Raw genomic sequence first — 13,179 nt, 5'->3', positions numbered from 1 at the left:
GGAGGATGGGGATGCGCTGGACATCGCTGCTGGCGATCTACATCCTTTTCTGGGCATTTTCGGTCTTTCTGGTGCTGCCGTTCGGGGTGCGTACCTCGGCGGAAGCCGGCGAGGCGCACATGCCCGGCACCGCCGAGAGCGCGCCGCACGAATTCTCGCTAAAACGGGTCATCGTGCGGACGACGATCGTCGCGACGGCGCTGTTCGCGCTGTTCGTCGCCAATTATGAGTTCGGCTGGGTCACGGTGCAGTCGCTCGACGTCATGGATGTGGCGAACGCGATCGACTGACGCGGGTTGTGGCGACGCGTCGCTGGGCGGCGCAAGGGGTGATAATGACCAACGCCAGTGATCCGCGCCTTGTCGACGACGCCGGCCATGTCTGGCCGCGCCTGTCGCCGCTCGCGACAGGGATACGTGGTTGCTGCCCGCGCTGCGGGAAGGGGCCGCTGTTTCGCGGCTTTCTGTCGATCCGCGACCGCTGTCCGGTGTGCGGGCTCGATTATTCCTATGCCGATCCTGCGGACGGACCGGCGGTGTTCGTACAATTGTTCGCGTGTCTGCCCGGCGTGATCTTCACGCTGATGTTGCAGATCCTGGCCGATCCGCCGTGGTGGATGCATGTGCTGGTCAGCCTGCCGGTGCTGCTGGTCAGCACGGTGCTGCCGCTGCGGCCGATCAAGGGCTTGCTGGTGGCGAGCCAATTCTACTTCAAGGCGCGCGAAGGGCGCTTGGTCAAGGAAGACTGAGCGCGCCGGGCGCTTAGCCCTCCAGCGGGTAGAGCGCGGCGGCGATGCGGCGTTCCTCGGCGCGCAGCACCCCCCAGGCGCGTGCAGCGGCGCGGCTGTCCATCGCCTCCACGCCGATCCCACGCTTCTCCAGCGCGGCAACCAGCGCGCGCGGCGGGCGGCGCAGATCGGCGCCGGTGCCGAGCAGTACGAACTCGATCTCCTCGCCCAGCAACGGCGCCAGCGCCGCCGCGTCGAGCGCATCGAACGGCGGCGGGGTCCAGCCATCGGCTCGCGTCGCGGTCAGCAGCAGCGCCGGATAGACGCCCATCGTACCGTCCGGCGCGTCGACCTTGAAGCCGGCCGGGCCGAAGCCGCGGACCAGCGGGCCGGCGGCGTCGCGCTCGCGGTCCATTCTCATCGTGCGTGCTCCCCGGCGCGGGTCAGGCGCGCGGCCCGACGCGCTCCGCATTGTCGGCGACGCTGGTGCCGCGCGCCAGCTTCTCATTCTCTGGCTCGGCGCGGAGCCCGAGCGTGATGAGCAGCGAGGAGGAGACGTAGATCGACGAATAGGTGCCGACGATGATGCCGAGCGTCATCGCGGCAGTAAAGCCGCGCAGCACGTGACCGCCCAGGAACAGCAATGCGAGCAGCGCGAGCAGGATCGTCACCGAGGTCATCACGGTGCGCGGCAGCGTCTCGTTGACCGACAGGTTGATGATCTCGCGCATGTCCATCTTGCGATAGCGGCGCATGTTCTCGCGGATGCGGTCGTCGATGACGATCTTGTCGTTGATCGAATAACCGATGATCGTCAGCACCGCTGCGACGATGTTGAGGTCGAACTCGAACTGCGTCAGCGCGAAGAAGCCGAGCGTCATGAGCAGATCGTGGACGATCGCAACGATCGTCGACACGCCAAACTGCCACTCAAATCGGAAGATCGCAAACAGGCCGATGCCAAGGACTGCGAGCACCACCGCAAGCACGCCGTTGCGGATCAGCTCGCCCGACACCTTGCCGGTTACCGTCGAGTAGCGCCTGAATTCCGTACCTGGGAACGCCTTTGCGAGCGCGCCTTCGACTTTGCGGACGGCGGCGTTGGTTGCGCCTTCGTCGCCGCTTTGCTGGACGGGGAGGCGGATGGTGATGGTCCGTGGGTCACCGAACTGCTGGAGTGCAGCTTCGCCTACACCTAGCTTATCGACTACGCTACGAACACGGTCGAGATCGGGAGTCTGCGCGAACCGTTCCTCGATCATCAGGCCGCCTTCGAAGTCGACGCCGAGATTCAACCCCTTGTAGAAGGTGATCCCGACCGCGAGCACGCTGAGCAGTAGCGTCAGGCCGAAGGCGAGCCCGCGCAGGCGGACGAAATCGATATTGGTGTCGTCGGGGACGAGCTTCAGCAGTTTCATGACGGCCTCGCCGCCCCGGCCGCAGCCGGGGTCCGGTTAGGGGAGAGAAGGGCGGGGGCGATCATATGTTGATCGTCTTCGGCTTGGCGCGGCGCAGCCAGCCCGCGACCAGCATGCGCGTGAAGGTGACGGCGGTGAACACGCTGGTGGCGATGCCGATCAGCAGCACGACCGCGAAACCCTTCACCGGGCCGGAGCCGAGCACGAACATGATGATGCCCGAGATCGCGTGCGTCACGTTCGCCTCGAAGATCGTGCGGCTGGCTTCCTTATAGCCCAGCTCGACCGCCTGCACCACGTTGCGCCCGCGATGGCGTTCCTCGCGGATGCGCTCGTTGATCAGCACGTTGGCGTCGACTGCGGTGCCGATCGTCAGCACGAAGCCGGCGATGCCCGGCAGCGTCAGCGTGCCCTTGAGCAGCGCCATCACGCCGAGGATGACAAACACGTTGATGACGACTGCGAGGTTCGCATAGACGCCGAACCGGCCGTAGGTGACCAGCATGAACGCCACGACCAGCGCGACCGCGACCGCCGAGGCGAGAATGCCGGCGCGGATCGAATCGGCGCCGAGGTCAGGGCCAACCGTCGATTCTTCGACGATTTTAAGGTCGACCGGCAGCTTGCCCGAGCGCAGCGCGATCGCGAGCTGGTTGGCGCTTTCGACCGTGAACCCGCCGTTGATCGCGGCGCGACCGCCGATGATCGGCTCGTTGATGTTCGGCGCGGAGATCACGCTGTTGTCTACGATGATCGCGAACGGCTTGCCGACATTCTCCTGCGTGGTGCGCGCGAAGCGACGGCCGCCCTGGCTGTCGAAGGTCATCGATACCTGCGGGGCGTTGGTCTGCGGCTCGAACTCCTGTCGCGCGTCGCTCAGCATGTCGCCGGTGATGATCGCCTGCCGCTTCACCGCGATCAGCGGGATGCCCGAGGGATTGTTCGGATAGGGCAGGATCTGGTCGCCGGCCGGTGCCTGACCCTTGGCAAGCGCCTGCGGATCGGCATTGACGTCGACCAGCTTGAATTCGAGCTTGGCGGTCTTGCCCAGCAGGTCCTTGAGCGCCTGCGGGTCCTGCAGCCCCGGCACCTGTACGACGATGCGGTTGCTACCCTGCCGGATGATCGTCGGCTCGCGCGTGCCCATTTCGTCGATACGGCGACGCACGACTTCGGTCGCGTCGCCCATCGCGGTCTCGACCGCCTGCTTCAGCCCCTCGGCAGTCGGCGTCAGCACGAAGCGGCTGGTATCGACGACCTGGATGTCCCACTGGCGCTGCCCTGTCATCCCCGCGCCGGTGCCGGTGATCTGGAGCAGCCGCTCGCGCGCGGCGTCGACCTGTGCGGGATCGCGCAGCAGGAACGACAATTGCCCGCCGCGGCTGGAGATCTCACCGATTTCGATGCGCGGGTTCTGGCGGCGCATCTCAGTCTGCACCTGCTCGCGCATCGCCTCGACGCGAGTCGCGGCGACGTCGTTGGTGTCAGCCTCCAGCAGCAGATAGCTGCCTCCGGCCAGATCCAGCCCCTTGTTGACGCGCGGAAGGTTGATCCCCCACGATTGCGTCACGCTTTCGGGAATGAAGGTCGGGATCGACAGCGACACCAATGCCGCGAGCAGCAGCCAGATGCCGGCGACCTTCCAGCGGGGAAAGTCCAGCATGTCAGTCGTTTGCCGGCTTGCCGCCGAGCGGCGTAACCTCGGCGAGCGTCGCCTTGACGACGCGCACGCGGGTATTCGGCGCGATCTCCACCTCGACGGCGTCGTCCTCCACACGGGTGACCTTGCCGATCAGTCCGCCGGCGGTGACGACCGTGTCGCCCTTCTTCACGCCCGCGACCGCGGACTGGAGCGACTTCATGCGGCGCTGCTGCGGGCGGATCATCAGGAAGTAGAAGACGACGAAGACGAGGAGCAGCGGCGCGAGGCTGATGAAGCCGGCGAGGCCGCCGCCCTGGGCGGCGCCGCTGGCGGTCTGCGCATAAGCGGGAGAGATGAGCATCGGTTTCCGTGCATGACCGTTGGGCGGCCGGGAGACGGCCGCGCGAAGTCGCTGCCGCTATCATTGCGGCGCGTCGCGCGCAACATGCGGCCAACCCGCTTGCATCGTGTCGCGACCGGGCGTAGAGGCCCCCCCTCGGTCGGGGCGTAGCGCAGCCTGGTAGCGCATCACACTGGGGGTGTGGGGGTCGCAGGTTCGAATCCTGTCGCCCCGACCAATCGTTACAATTCAATGATTTCCGTTCCTTCGCCGCTGCGCGGCTGGTACGATGGGCGTCGCTCCGTTCGGCGCGACTCCGGGATTCCGACCCGGCTCCCGCACCTCCGGCGCGTGGAGGTCAGATGGCGTCATCCGCCAAAGCCGTTGTCTCCTGCCGCGCGGATCATTCGCGCCCGCCGCCATGAGCACGTCGGCTGGCCCGACTCCGCCGCGCGTGACGATCGATCGCCACGATCCGGTGCACCGCCGGCTTGAGCAGCTCGCACCGGGGCTGTCGGCGTCGATCGGCCTGACCCACCGTCGATTCGCGCCGCGCGTGGTCCGCTCGCGCCGCGAGATCGTGCACGAGGGGGAGGCGGTCGCGGGCATCTGGACGATGCGGGCCGGCTGGGCGGCGCTGGTCCGCCATTTCGCCGATGGCCGACGGCAGATCCAGCATCTGCTGCTGCCGGGCGATCCGCTGCCGCTGGAGCGCGACGCGGCCTATCCGGCGACGATCGTCGCGCTGACGCCGGTGACGCTAATCGACCTCGACGGCACATGGTTGCCCGATGGCGCGTCGCTTGACGCGGCGCTGCGACGGCATGCGATGACGACGGTGCATCATCTGCTCGACGCTACCGCGCGGCTTGGGCGACAGGTCGCGATCGAGCGATTCGCTCATCTGCTGCTGGAATTGCGCGACCGACTGCGCTGCGTCGGGTTGGCGAGCGACACGCACTTCAAGATGCCACTGACGCAGGAGATGTTGGCCGACACGCTCGGGCTGACCAGTGTGCACGTCAACCGTACGCTGCAGATGATGCGGCAACAGCAGCTGATCGAACTGGAGGGGCGGGTGGTCACGCTGCTGCTGCCCGCCGAACTGGCGCGGATGGCGGATTATGTGTCGTCGGCCGACCACCTGGTTGCTATGCGGTGAGCCATGCAAGGCGAAGGTAAGACGCGCGCACCCTGGTGGTTCTATGCCGCTGCGGCGGTGCTGGTGCTGTGGGGCATTATGGGCGTCGCCGCGTGCATCAGCCAGCTGCGCGACGGCGCGGACGCGATGGGGGCGGCCAGCGATTATGACCGCGCGTTGTTCGCGCAACTCCCGCTCTGGTACCGGGCCGATTACGCGATCGCGACCGGCACGATGTTGCTCGGCGCCTTGGCGTTGCTGGTGCGGACCCGATTTGCGGTCGCGTTGCTGACCGTCTCGCTGGTGGCGGTGATGATCCAGTTCGGCTGGATGTTCGCGATGACCGACATCATCGCGGTGAAGGGGCCGTATGTGCTCTATTTTCCGCTGCTGATCCTGGCGATCGGCGCGCTGGCGCTGCATCTGGCGCATGTCGCGCGTCGACGCGGCTGGATCGTTTGACGCGCGTGGCGTAGCAGGGCGCGATGTCCACGACCTTCACCATCGACACCGCCACCAGCCGAGCGACTCCGGTCGCCGCGCCGATGAAGCGGCTGACCGTCCCGGCGATCCGCGCGCGCAAGGCGGCGATCGCTGCGGGCAAGGGCGAACCGCTCGTGATGCTGACCGCCTATACGGTGCGGATGGCGCAGCTGATGGACCCGCATTGCGACATGCTGCTGGTCGGCGACAGTCTGGGGCAGGTGATCTACGGCTTGCCCTCGACGGTGCCGGTCACGCTGGAGATGATGGCGGCGCATGGCGCGGCGGTGGTGCGCGGCAGCCATCATGCGACGGTGGTGATCGACATGCCGTTCGGCAGCTACGAGGCGTCGCCCGCGCAGGCGTTCGAAAGCGCGGCGCTGTTGATGAAGCAGACCGGCGCGGCGGCGGTGAAGCTGGAGGGCGGGATCGCGATGGCTTCCACCGTGCAGTTCCTGGCGGAGCGCGGCATTCCCGTGGTCGGCCATATCGGACTCACCCCGCAGGCGGTGAATGCGCTGGGCGGCTATGGCGCGCGCGGGCGCAGCCCGGCGGAGGCGCGCAAGATCGTCGCGGATGCACGCGCGGTCGCGGAGGCGGGCGCGTTCGCGCTGGTGATCGAGGGCGTGGTCGAGCCGATCGCGGTCGAGATCACGCGTACGATCGACATTCCGACGATCGGCATCGGTGCGTCGGCGGCCTGCGACGGGCAGGTGCTGGTCGCCGAGGACATGCTGGGGTTGTTCGAGCGCACGCCGCGTTTCGTGAAGCGTTATGGCGACATGGCGAGCTTCGTCGCCGAACGCGCGGAGCAGTACGCCGCCGAAGTCCGCTCGCGCGCCTTTCCCGGTCCGGAGCAGCTGTATCCGCCCAAGGACTAGGCGGGCCTTCCGTTTATCCCGGCGAACCGCTACACGCCGGGCGTTTTTCCGTGAAGCCCGGAGTATTCGGTGGCCCTGACGCCCCAAAACAATGAAGCGTTCCTGCGTGAGGTCGACGACGAGCTGCGTCGCGATCAGGCATTGCACGTCTGGCGTCGCTATGGCGTCGCGCTGATCGCCGCCGTCGTGATCGCGCTCGCGGCGTTCGGCGCGTATCTGTTCTGGCAGCATCGTCAGGAACAGGCCGCCGGGCGCGAGGGCGAGCAGTTGCAGACCGCCTATGATGCGCTTGCCGCCAATGACACCAAGTCGGCGAGCGACACGCTGGCGACGCTGACGCAGTCGAAGCGCGACGGTTATCGCGTGCTGGCGACCTTGACGCAGGCCGATGTGCTGCTGCAGAAGAACGATCTGAAGGGCGCGGCGGCCAAGTTCGCCAGCGTCGCGCAGGATACGTCCGTGGCGCAGCCGTTCCGCGATCTCGCGCTGATCCGCCAGACCAGCGCCGAGTTCGACACGCTGAAGCCCGAAGTCGTGGCGGAGCGGATGCGCCCGCTGGCGGTCGCGGGCAATCCGTGGCTGGGCAGCGCGGGCGAGCTGATGGCCGCCGCCTATCTGCAACAGGGGCGTCGCGACCTGGCCGGACAGGTGTTCGCGCGGATCGCCGCCGACACGCAGGTGCCGTCCTCGCTGCGTCAACGTGCGGTTCAGATGGCGGGCGTATTGGACGAAAAGGCGACGCCTGCGTCGCCGACGGCCGCCGGTGCCGCTGCGCCGGCCAAGAACGAAGGTAGCACGACGCGATGACGACACGGGTGGCGACCGGCCTGGCGCTCGCCGCGCTGGTGGGGCTGAGCGGCTGCGGCATCTTCAAGGGCGCGCCCAAGAAGACCCCGACCGTGGGGCAGCGTGTCCCGATCCTGATGTCGGAGAATCAGGCGACCGTCGACAAGGGGCTGGAGAACGTGCCGGTCACGTTGCCGGTCGGTGTCGCTAACGACGCCTGGACGCAGCCGGGCGGCAATGCCGCCAAGTCGATGGGCAATCTGCTGCTCGCCTCGGCGACCCCGGCGAAGGCATGGACCGCGCAGATCAACGGCGGCAACAATCGCGCGCGGCTCGCCGCCGGGCCGGTCGTCGCCGAGAACAAGTTGTTCGTCGTCGATGTCGATGCGACGCTGCACGCCTTCGCCGCCGACACCGGAACGAAGCTGTGGACGCGCGCGCTGACTGAAACCGAGGAGAACAAGAGCGCGCGGTTCGGCGGCGGTGTCAGCTATGACGAGGGCAAGCTGTACGCCACCGATGGCCTGGGCGATGTCGTCGCGGTCAACGCGGCCGATGGTGCGGTGGTATGGCGTGCGAAGCCGGGCGGTCCGCTGCGCGGCGCACCGACCGTCGCCAACGGTCAGGTCTATGTGCTGAGCCAGGACAATCAGATCTTCGCGCTCGATCAGGGCGACGGCAAGGTCGTCTGGACGCAGTCGGCGAGTCTCGAGACGCAGGGCGTGTTCGGCGTCGCCGCCCCGGCCGCCAGCTCGGGCACGGTCATCGCGGGTTTTTCGAGCGGCGAGCTGAACGCCTATCGCTACGAAAACGGCCGGACGTTGTGGCAGGACGCGCTGTCGCGCACCTCGATCACCACCTCGGTGTCGAGCCTTGCCGATATCGACGCCGATCCGGTGATTGACGATGGCCGCGTCTATTCGATCGGCGAGGGCGGCCGGATGGTCGCGCTGGAGATCGCAACCGGGCAGCGGATGTGGGAGCAGAACCTCGCCGGCATCTCGACCCCGTGGGTCGCGGGCGAGTGGATCTTCCTCGTCACCGACGATGCGCGTTTGGTCTGCCTCTCGCGCGCCAACGGCAAGCTGCGCTGGGTGAGCCAGTTGCGCGCCTTCAAGAACGAGGAAAAGCGCAACGATCCCTACAACTGGTTCGGGCCGGTGCTGGCGGGCGACAAATTGTGGCTTACCAACTCGCGCGGCGAACTGGTCGGCACCTCGGTGACCGACGGCAGCGTCCAGACGACGATCGAAGCGGGCGACCAATTCTCGATGGCGCCGATCATCGCGAACCAGACGCTCTACACGCTCGATGAAAAGGGCGTGATCACCGCCTGGCGTTAAGTCGGCAACCCGAATAGTTTTCGTCGCCCCGGACTTGATCCGGGGCCCCGCTTTCCCTCTCAGGCAGGGAAGAAGCGGGGCCCCGGGTCAAGCACGGGGCGACGCGCCGGTCTGAGGCCTTTGATGTGCCTCACGCCGCCCGCCCCTATCGCGCACGCCGATAAGTCTTTAGGTCACCCGCATGTCCCGTCTTCCCACCGTCGCGATCGTCGGCCGCCCCAACGTCGGCAAGTCGACGCTGTTCAATCGCCTCGTCGGCAAGAAGCTCGCGCTGGTCGACGACCGTCCCGGCGTAACGCGTGACCGGCGCGAAGGCGATGCGCATCTGCTCGGGCTCGACTTCCGCATCATCGACACCGCCGGTTACGAGGACGAAGACCCCAACACGCTGCCCGGTCGGATGCGCCAGCAGACGCAGGCCGCGGTCGATGCCGCCGACGTCGCGCTGTTCGTGATCGATTCGCGCGCCGGCATCGTACCGCTCGATGAGGAAATCGCGCGTTGGCTGCGCGGGTCCGACACGCCGATCGTGCTGCTGGCCAACAAGGCCGAGGGGCGCGCGGGCGACGGCGGCTTCTATGAGGCGATGGCGCTCGGCTTTGGCGACCCGGTCGCCTTTTCCGCCGAGCATGGCGAGGGGATCGTCGAGCTGTTCGAGGCGCTGCTGCCGCATCTCGACCCGCTCCAGCCGGAGCCCGAGGAACCCTATGACCTCGAAAGCCCCGACGCGCCGCTCAAGCTGGCGATCGTCGGGCGGCCGAATGCGGGCAAGTCGACGCTGGTCAACAGGATGCTGGGCGAGGACCGGATGATCACGGGGCCCGAAGCCGGGATCACGCGCGATTCGATCGCGATCGACTGGATGTGGGAGGGGCCCGACGGCCCCCGCCAGGTGCGGCTGATCGACACCGCCGGGATGCGCAAGCGTGCCAAGGTGCAGGACAAGCTGGAAAAGCTTTCGGTCGCCGATGCGCTGCACGCGGTCGACTTTGCCGAGGTCGTGGTGCTGCTGCTCGACGCGACGCTGGGGCTGGAGGCGCAGGACCTGCGCATCGCCGACCGCGTGCTTGAGGAAGGCCGCGCGCTGGTGATTGCGCTCAACAAATGGGACGTGGCGGAGAACGCCTCCAGCTTGTTCAACGGCGTCAAGAAGGCGCTCGACGAGGGGCTGGCGCAGGTCAAGGGCGTGCCACTGCTCGCGGTCTCCGCGGCGACCGGCAAGGGCATAGACCAGCTGATCGCGGCCGCGTTCGAGACGCGCGAGGCATGGTCGCGGCGGGTAGGTACCGGTGAGCTGAACCGCTGGTTCGAGCGCGCGATCGAAGCCAACCCGCCTCCGGCACCGGGTGGCAAGCGGATCAAGCTGCGCTATTTGACGCAGGCGAAGACGCGACCGCCGGGTTTCGTGCTGTTCGGCACGCGCGTCGACGAATTGCCGATGAGCTATCAGCGCTACCTCATTAACGGCATCCGCCGCGAATTGGGGTTCGGCGCGGTGCCGGTGCGGCTGATGCTACGCGCTCCGAAAAATCCGTTCGGCAAGTAAGGCGCGCTTACCGGCCGTTTACCGATCGCCTTTATCCCCGGACCCAGGTGTCCGGAGGGCGGCGGGAGACGAAGGTGTCGGTGGAAACGAGCAATCTGGTCGATGGTCCGGCGCTGGCGCGTGCCAAGGCCGAGCTGGGTACCGATTTCGCCCGCATCCTCGGTTATTTTCGGGAAGATGGCATCAAGTCGCTCACCGCGCTGGAAGAGGCGGTGCGCAAGGCCAACGCGGTGGCGATGGTCATCCCGGCGCACACGCTGAAAGGCGAGGCGCGGCAGTTCGGCGCCTTGGCGCTGGCGGCGATTGCAGAGAAGATCGAGGATCACGCACGGCTGTGCATCGAGCATCATGATTCGCCCGAGGGCGCGATCGAGGATGTCGTCGCGCTGCGCCCGGTTCTGTTGCAGACGCTGGGCCTGCTGGAGCGTGAGGCGGGGGTGACGGTAGCAGCGGCACCGGCATCGGTGGCGGTTGCGCCGCCGGCACCTGCCGCACCGGCTTTTGTACCGCCAGTGCGTCCGCGTGGCCCGGGCGGTTTCGGACGTAAGATCGGCTGAAGAACGGCATTCCGCCCGCCGGTGGCTATAATCTACCGTTTGCCCCGAGCTTGTCGAAAGGTGCGCCGCTGGCCACGTACTTCGACAAGCTCAGCACGAACGGTCGGTGTGCTGGCGACAAGGCTTCTCTCACCATCCCGCATCAGGTTCGGGCACGGAGGTAGGACGGCGGGGCAGAACCCGCCGCCGTCCCGCGTTACCCTTTCAGATAGGGTGCCGCGCCGCTCTCCGGCTTGTCATGCTCGCTGATCGAATTGAGCTGGATGTAATTGTGGATGCCCATCCGCTCGATCATCTCGAACTGGCGCTCCAGCGTATCGACATGCTCTTCCTCGCTGGCGAGAATGCGCGCGAACAGTTCGCGGCTGACGAAGTCCTTCACTTCCTCGCAATAAGCGACCGCGGCCTTGAGCTGCGCGACGGCCTCGATTTCCATCGCCAGATCGGCCTTGAGGATCTCCTCGACCGTCTCGCCGATCCGCAACCGGCCAAGTAGCTGGAAGTTGGGAAGGCCATCAAGAAACAGGATGCGCTCCGCCAGCCAGTCGGCGTGCTTCATCTCGTCGATGGATTCGTGGCGTTCGAACTCGGCGAGCTTGTAGACGCCCCAGTGGTCGAACAGACGGTAATGCAACCAATATTGGTTGATGGCGGTCAGCTCGTTCCTGAGTGACTCGTTCAAAAACTCGATGACTTTCGGGTCACCCTTCATCGTACCTGCCTCCAATGGAATGGAAGCCGAATACATGCGCGGGTGTATCGAAGAAAGCCTGAAAACTCTGAAGTGCGAAGATGAAAGCGTTACGCAGCCGCACGTTCCTGCTCGATGATCTCACGTGCGAACGCGACGCATTGTCCGCATTTGGCCTGACGACCATAGCAGCGATACGCTTGACAGGCGGTGGTTGCGCCGGCGCGTGCCGCCTCGCGGACCTGACATTCGCGAATCGCATTGCAGACGCAAACGACCATAACCGCTCCTTCTTATTCTCCTCCAAGTAGCGATAATGCGAATGTGTCGCAAGCTAATTTGCGTCGCGTTCGCAAGAACTGCGACGAAACCTGATCCATGTGCCACGTGCTGCGCACCGCCACAGCCACTCCGCCGGTCCATGAGAGAACCGCGCCAGCCACCAGCGCGGCCACGCCAGCATCGCCGCCCAGGCGGGGATGAGCAGCAGGTAGAGCGCCGCGCGGTCCCAGCGGGCGAACTGTCCCGCACCCGAGCCGTAGAACAGGGCGGTAGAGGCGATGCTGCACGCCAGATAATTGCTGAGCGCCACGCGACCGGCGGCGGCGACGCGACCCTCTTGCACCGTCATCAGCAACAGTGCGGCATAGCCTGCAACCGTCAAGGGGCGGAGTAGCGGCGACACGACGAAGCTGGCGAGGACCACGGTATGCGCGTCGAAGTCACGCACGATCGTGTGCGCAGCAACCAGCGCGAAGATCGGGAGCGTGGTGAGCAGCGCCACCGCCGCGATCATCGCATAGCGACGCCGCGGCCACGCACCGGTCAGAAAGCCGCTGCGCAGCCCCGCCATGCCGAGCAGCATGTATGCAAGCGTTTCCGGGCCGTTGGCGAGGAAGGCGGTGAACGGCCCGGCTTCCTCGTGCCAGCGCCATGCGACGTTGCTGCGCCATCCGCCCCGCATCGCGGCGATCTCGCGCGCCAGATCGGCGGGGGTGGAGCGGCCGAACACGCGCTCGACGACGGTGCCGAGCCCGGCGATCGCCAGGCCGTTGGCGAGTGCGATCAACAGGCAGGCGGCGGCGGCGAACAGCAGCAGTCGCAGCGGCGCGGCGCTGAACAGCAGCGCGACATAGCCGACCAGCGCGTAGAGGCTGAGGATGTCGCCGCTCCACACGAAATAGAGGTGCGCGCAGCCGATGACGAACAATGTCGCCATGCGGCGCAGGTGGAGCGCCGCACCATTGCCGCCCCGCGCATCGGCGCGGTCGATGACGAGCAGCATCGACGCGCCGAACAGCATCGCGAACAGCCCGCGCATCTTGCCCTCGACGAGCACATAGGTGAGCGCCCAGGCGGTCACGTCCGCGAGGGTCGTTCCGCCCCAGGCAGCGGGGGAGAAATAGGCTGCGACCGGCAAGGCGAAGCCGGGCAGGTTGGCGATCAGGATGCCGAGCACCGCCGCGCCGCGCAGATGGTCGAGCGCGACGATGCGGGAGGGGGCGTCGGTCATCGGGTCAAACTCCCTCCGTCATTCCCGCGAAGGCGGGAATCCAGAAACGCCGCGGTTTCAGCAAGAAGCGCGACGGCCGCGCGTCTGGACTCCCGCCTGCGCGGGAGTGAC

Annotated in this window: 16 protein-coding genes and 1 tRNA gene; 10 read left to right on the top strand and 7 right to left on the bottom strand. The window is 66.8% G+C overall.

The features are described from left to right. Positions 1–11: 11 nt before the first annotated feature. Together SPHPH_RS0112425 and SPHPH_RS19735 are read left to right on the top strand one after the other, a co-directional pair. Positions 12–290, top strand: coding sequence for a DUF1467 family protein (locus SPHPH_RS0112425; RefSeq protein ID WP_028966967.1), 279 nt, complete (start codon positions 12–14; stop codon positions 288–290). 44 nt (positions 291–334) lie between these two features. Further along, complete coding sequence (locus SPHPH_RS19735) at positions 335–748, top strand: DUF983 domain-containing protein (protein WP_051273295.1); 414 nt, start codon at positions 335–337, stop codon at positions 746–748. Positions 749–761: 13 nt separating this feature from the next. Here SPHPH_RS19735 and SPHPH_RS0112415 read toward each other — a convergent pair whose 3' ends face one another. The 4 genes from SPHPH_RS0112415 to yajC all read right to left on the bottom strand — a co-directional run bounded on the left by SPHPH_RS0112415 (position 762) and on the right by yajC (position 4,148). Beyond that, positions 762–1,148 (bottom strand): Mth938-like domain-containing protein, encoded by a 387-nt coding sequence (locus tag SPHPH_RS0112415; RefSeq protein ID WP_028966966.1) that lies wholly within the window; start codon positions 1,146–1,148, stop codon positions 762–764. 22 nt (positions 1,149–1,170) lie between these two features. Beyond that, positions 1,171–2,145, bottom strand: a complete 975-nt coding sequence (gene secF, locus SPHPH_RS0112410; RefSeq protein WP_028966965.1) for a protein translocase subunit SecF — start codon at positions 2,143–2,145, stop codon at positions 1,171–1,173. A 61-nt stretch (positions 2,146–2,206) separates the two neighbouring features. Continuing rightward, positions 2,207–3,808, bottom strand: coding sequence for a protein translocase subunit SecD (gene secD / locus SPHPH_RS0112405; protein WP_028966964.1), 1,602 nt, complete (start codon positions 3,806–3,808; stop codon positions 2,207–2,209). A 1-nt stretch (position 3,809) separates the two neighbouring features. Beyond that, positions 3,810–4,148: a preprotein translocase subunit YajC gene (gene yajC / locus SPHPH_RS0112400; protein WP_028966963.1), complete on the bottom strand. Its 339-nt coding sequence runs from the start codon at positions 4,146–4,148 to the stop codon at positions 3,810–3,812. Positions 4,149–4,288: 140 nt separating this feature from the next. Here yajC and SPHPH_RS0112395 point away from each other — a divergent pair. From SPHPH_RS0112395 to SPHPH_RS19720, 8 genes are all read left to right on the top strand, one after another. After that, a tRNA-Pro gene (locus tag SPHPH_RS0112395) sits at positions 4,289–4,365 on the top strand. Between the two features lie 183 nt (positions 4,366–4,548). Continuing rightward, positions 4,549–5,289: a Crp/Fnr family transcriptional regulator gene (locus SPHPH_RS19730; protein WP_051272997.1), complete on the top strand. Its 741-nt coding sequence runs from the start codon at positions 4,549–4,551 to the stop codon at positions 5,287–5,289. A 3-nt stretch (positions 5,290–5,292) separates the two neighbouring features. Next, positions 5,293–5,730: a hypothetical protein gene (locus SPHPH_RS0112385; RefSeq protein ID WP_051272996.1), complete on the top strand. Its 438-nt coding sequence runs from the start codon at positions 5,293–5,295 to the stop codon at positions 5,728–5,730. A gap of 23 nt (positions 5,731–5,753) precedes the next feature. Next, positions 5,754–6,632 carry a 3-methyl-2-oxobutanoate hydroxymethyltransferase gene (gene panB / locus SPHPH_RS0112380; protein ID WP_028966961.1) on the top strand — a complete coding sequence of 293 codons (879 nt, stop codon included), beginning with the start codon at positions 5,754–5,756 and terminating at the stop codon, positions 6,630–6,632. Between the two features lie 69 nt (positions 6,633–6,701). Continuing rightward, positions 6,702–7,439, top strand: coding sequence for a tetratricopeptide repeat protein (locus tag SPHPH_RS19725; protein WP_051272995.1), 738 nt, complete (start codon positions 6,702–6,704; stop codon positions 7,437–7,439). Then, complete coding sequence (locus SPHPH_RS0112370; protein WP_028966960.1) at positions 7,436–8,761, top strand: PQQ-like beta-propeller repeat protein; 1,326 nt, start codon at positions 7,436–7,438, stop codon at positions 8,759–8,761. Before SPHPH_RS19725 ends, SPHPH_RS0112370 begins: the two co-directional genes overlap by 4 nt. Positions 8,762–8,942: 181 nt before the next feature. After that, positions 8,943–10,307, top strand: a complete 1,365-nt coding sequence (gene der / locus SPHPH_RS0112360) for a ribosome biogenesis GTPase Der (RefSeq protein WP_028966959.1) — start codon at positions 8,943–8,945, stop codon at positions 10,305–10,307. 74 nt (positions 10,308–10,381) lie between these two features. Further along, positions 10,382–10,864, top strand: a complete 483-nt coding sequence (locus SPHPH_RS19720) for an Hpt domain-containing protein (RefSeq protein ID WP_238303072.1) — start codon at positions 10,382–10,384, stop codon at positions 10,862–10,864. A gap of 196 nt (positions 10,865–11,060) precedes the next feature. On the opposite strand, the gene bfr is transcribed toward SPHPH_RS19720, so the two are convergent. The 3 genes from bfr to SPHPH_RS19715 all read right to left on the bottom strand — a co-directional run bounded on the left by bfr (position 11,061) and on the right by SPHPH_RS19715 (position 13,068). Beyond that, positions 11,061–11,576, bottom strand: a complete 516-nt coding sequence (gene bfr / locus SPHPH_RS0112350) for a bacterioferritin (RefSeq protein ID WP_028966958.1) — start codon at positions 11,574–11,576, stop codon at positions 11,061–11,063. 89 nt (positions 11,577–11,665) lie between these two features. Further along, positions 11,666–11,836: a (2Fe-2S)-binding protein gene (locus SPHPH_RS21595; protein WP_028966957.1), complete on the bottom strand. Its 171-nt coding sequence runs from the start codon at positions 11,834–11,836 to the stop codon at positions 11,666–11,668. 53 nt (positions 11,837–11,889) lie between these two features. Next, the gene (locus SPHPH_RS19715; protein ID WP_037488537.1) at positions 11,890–13,068 is read right to left on the bottom strand and encodes a DUF418 domain-containing protein; all 1,179 of its coding nucleotides are present in this window, start codon (positions 13,066–13,068) and stop codon (positions 11,890–11,892) included. Between the last annotated feature and the right edge of the window lie 111 nt (positions 13,069–13,179).

It is taken from the genome of Sphingomonas phyllosphaerae FA2, from assembly GCF_000427645.1.
Classification (GTDB): Bacteria; Pseudomonadota; Alphaproteobacteria; order Sphingomonadales; family Sphingomonadaceae; genus Sphingomonas; species Sphingomonas phyllosphaerae.
The sequence above is the reverse complement of the archived record's forward strand: the minus strand, read 5'-3'. Positions and strand labels throughout refer to the sequence as shown.

What these genes read in the sequence shown, in the direction of transcription:
- SPHPH_RS0112370 (WP_028966960.1), top strand. Translation starts at nt 7,436, where the DNA reads ATGACGACACGGGTGGCGACCGGCCTGGCGCTCGCCGCGCTGGTGGGG.
- panB (WP_028966961.1), top strand. Translation starts at nt 5,754, where the DNA reads ATGTCCACGACCTTCACCATCGACACCGCCACCAGCCGAGCGACTCCG.
- SPHPH_RS19735 (WP_051273295.1), top strand. Translation starts at nt 335, where the DNA reads ATGACCAACGCCAGTGATCCGCGCCTTGTCGACGACGCCGGCCATGTC.
- secF (WP_028966965.1), bottom strand. Translation starts at nt 2,145, where the DNA reads ATGAAACTGCTGAAGCTCGTCCCCGACGACACCAATATCGATTTCGTC.
- bfr (WP_028966958.1), bottom strand. Translation starts at nt 11,576, where the DNA reads ATGAAGGGTGACCCGAAAGTCATCGAGTTTTTGAACGAGTCACTCAGG.
- yajC (WP_028966963.1), bottom strand. Translation starts at nt 4,148, where the DNA reads ATGCTCATCTCTCCCGCTTATGCGCAGACCGCCAGCGGCGCCGCCCAG.
- SPHPH_RS19715 (WP_037488537.1), bottom strand. Translation starts at nt 13,068, where the DNA reads ATGACCGACGCCCCCTCCCGCATCGTCGCGCTCGACCATCTGCGCGGC.
- secD (WP_028966964.1), bottom strand. Translation starts at nt 3,808, where the DNA reads ATGCTGGACTTTCCCCGCTGGAAGGTCGCCGGCATCTGGCTGCTGCTC.
- der (WP_028966959.1), top strand. Translation starts at nt 8,943, where the DNA reads ATGTCCCGTCTTCCCACCGTCGCGATCGTCGGCCGCCCCAACGTCGGC.
- SPHPH_RS0112385 (WP_051272996.1), top strand. Translation starts at nt 5,293, where the DNA reads ATGCAAGGCGAAGGTAAGACGCGCGCACCCTGGTGGTTCTATGCCGCT.
- SPHPH_RS0112415 (WP_028966966.1), bottom strand. Translation starts at nt 1,148, where the DNA reads ATGAGAATGGACCGCGAGCGCGACGCCGCCGGCCCGCTGGTCCGCGGC.
- SPHPH_RS19730 (WP_051272997.1), top strand. Translation starts at nt 4,549, where the DNA reads ATGAGCACGTCGGCTGGCCCGACTCCGCCGCGCGTGACGATCGATCGC.
- SPHPH_RS21595 (WP_028966957.1), bottom strand. Translation starts at nt 11,836, where the DNA reads ATGGTCGTTTGCGTCTGCAATGCGATTCGCGAATGTCAGGTCCGCGAG.
- SPHPH_RS0112425 (WP_028966967.1), top strand. Translation starts at nt 12, where the DNA reads ATGCGCTGGACATCGCTGCTGGCGATCTACATCCTTTTCTGGGCATTT.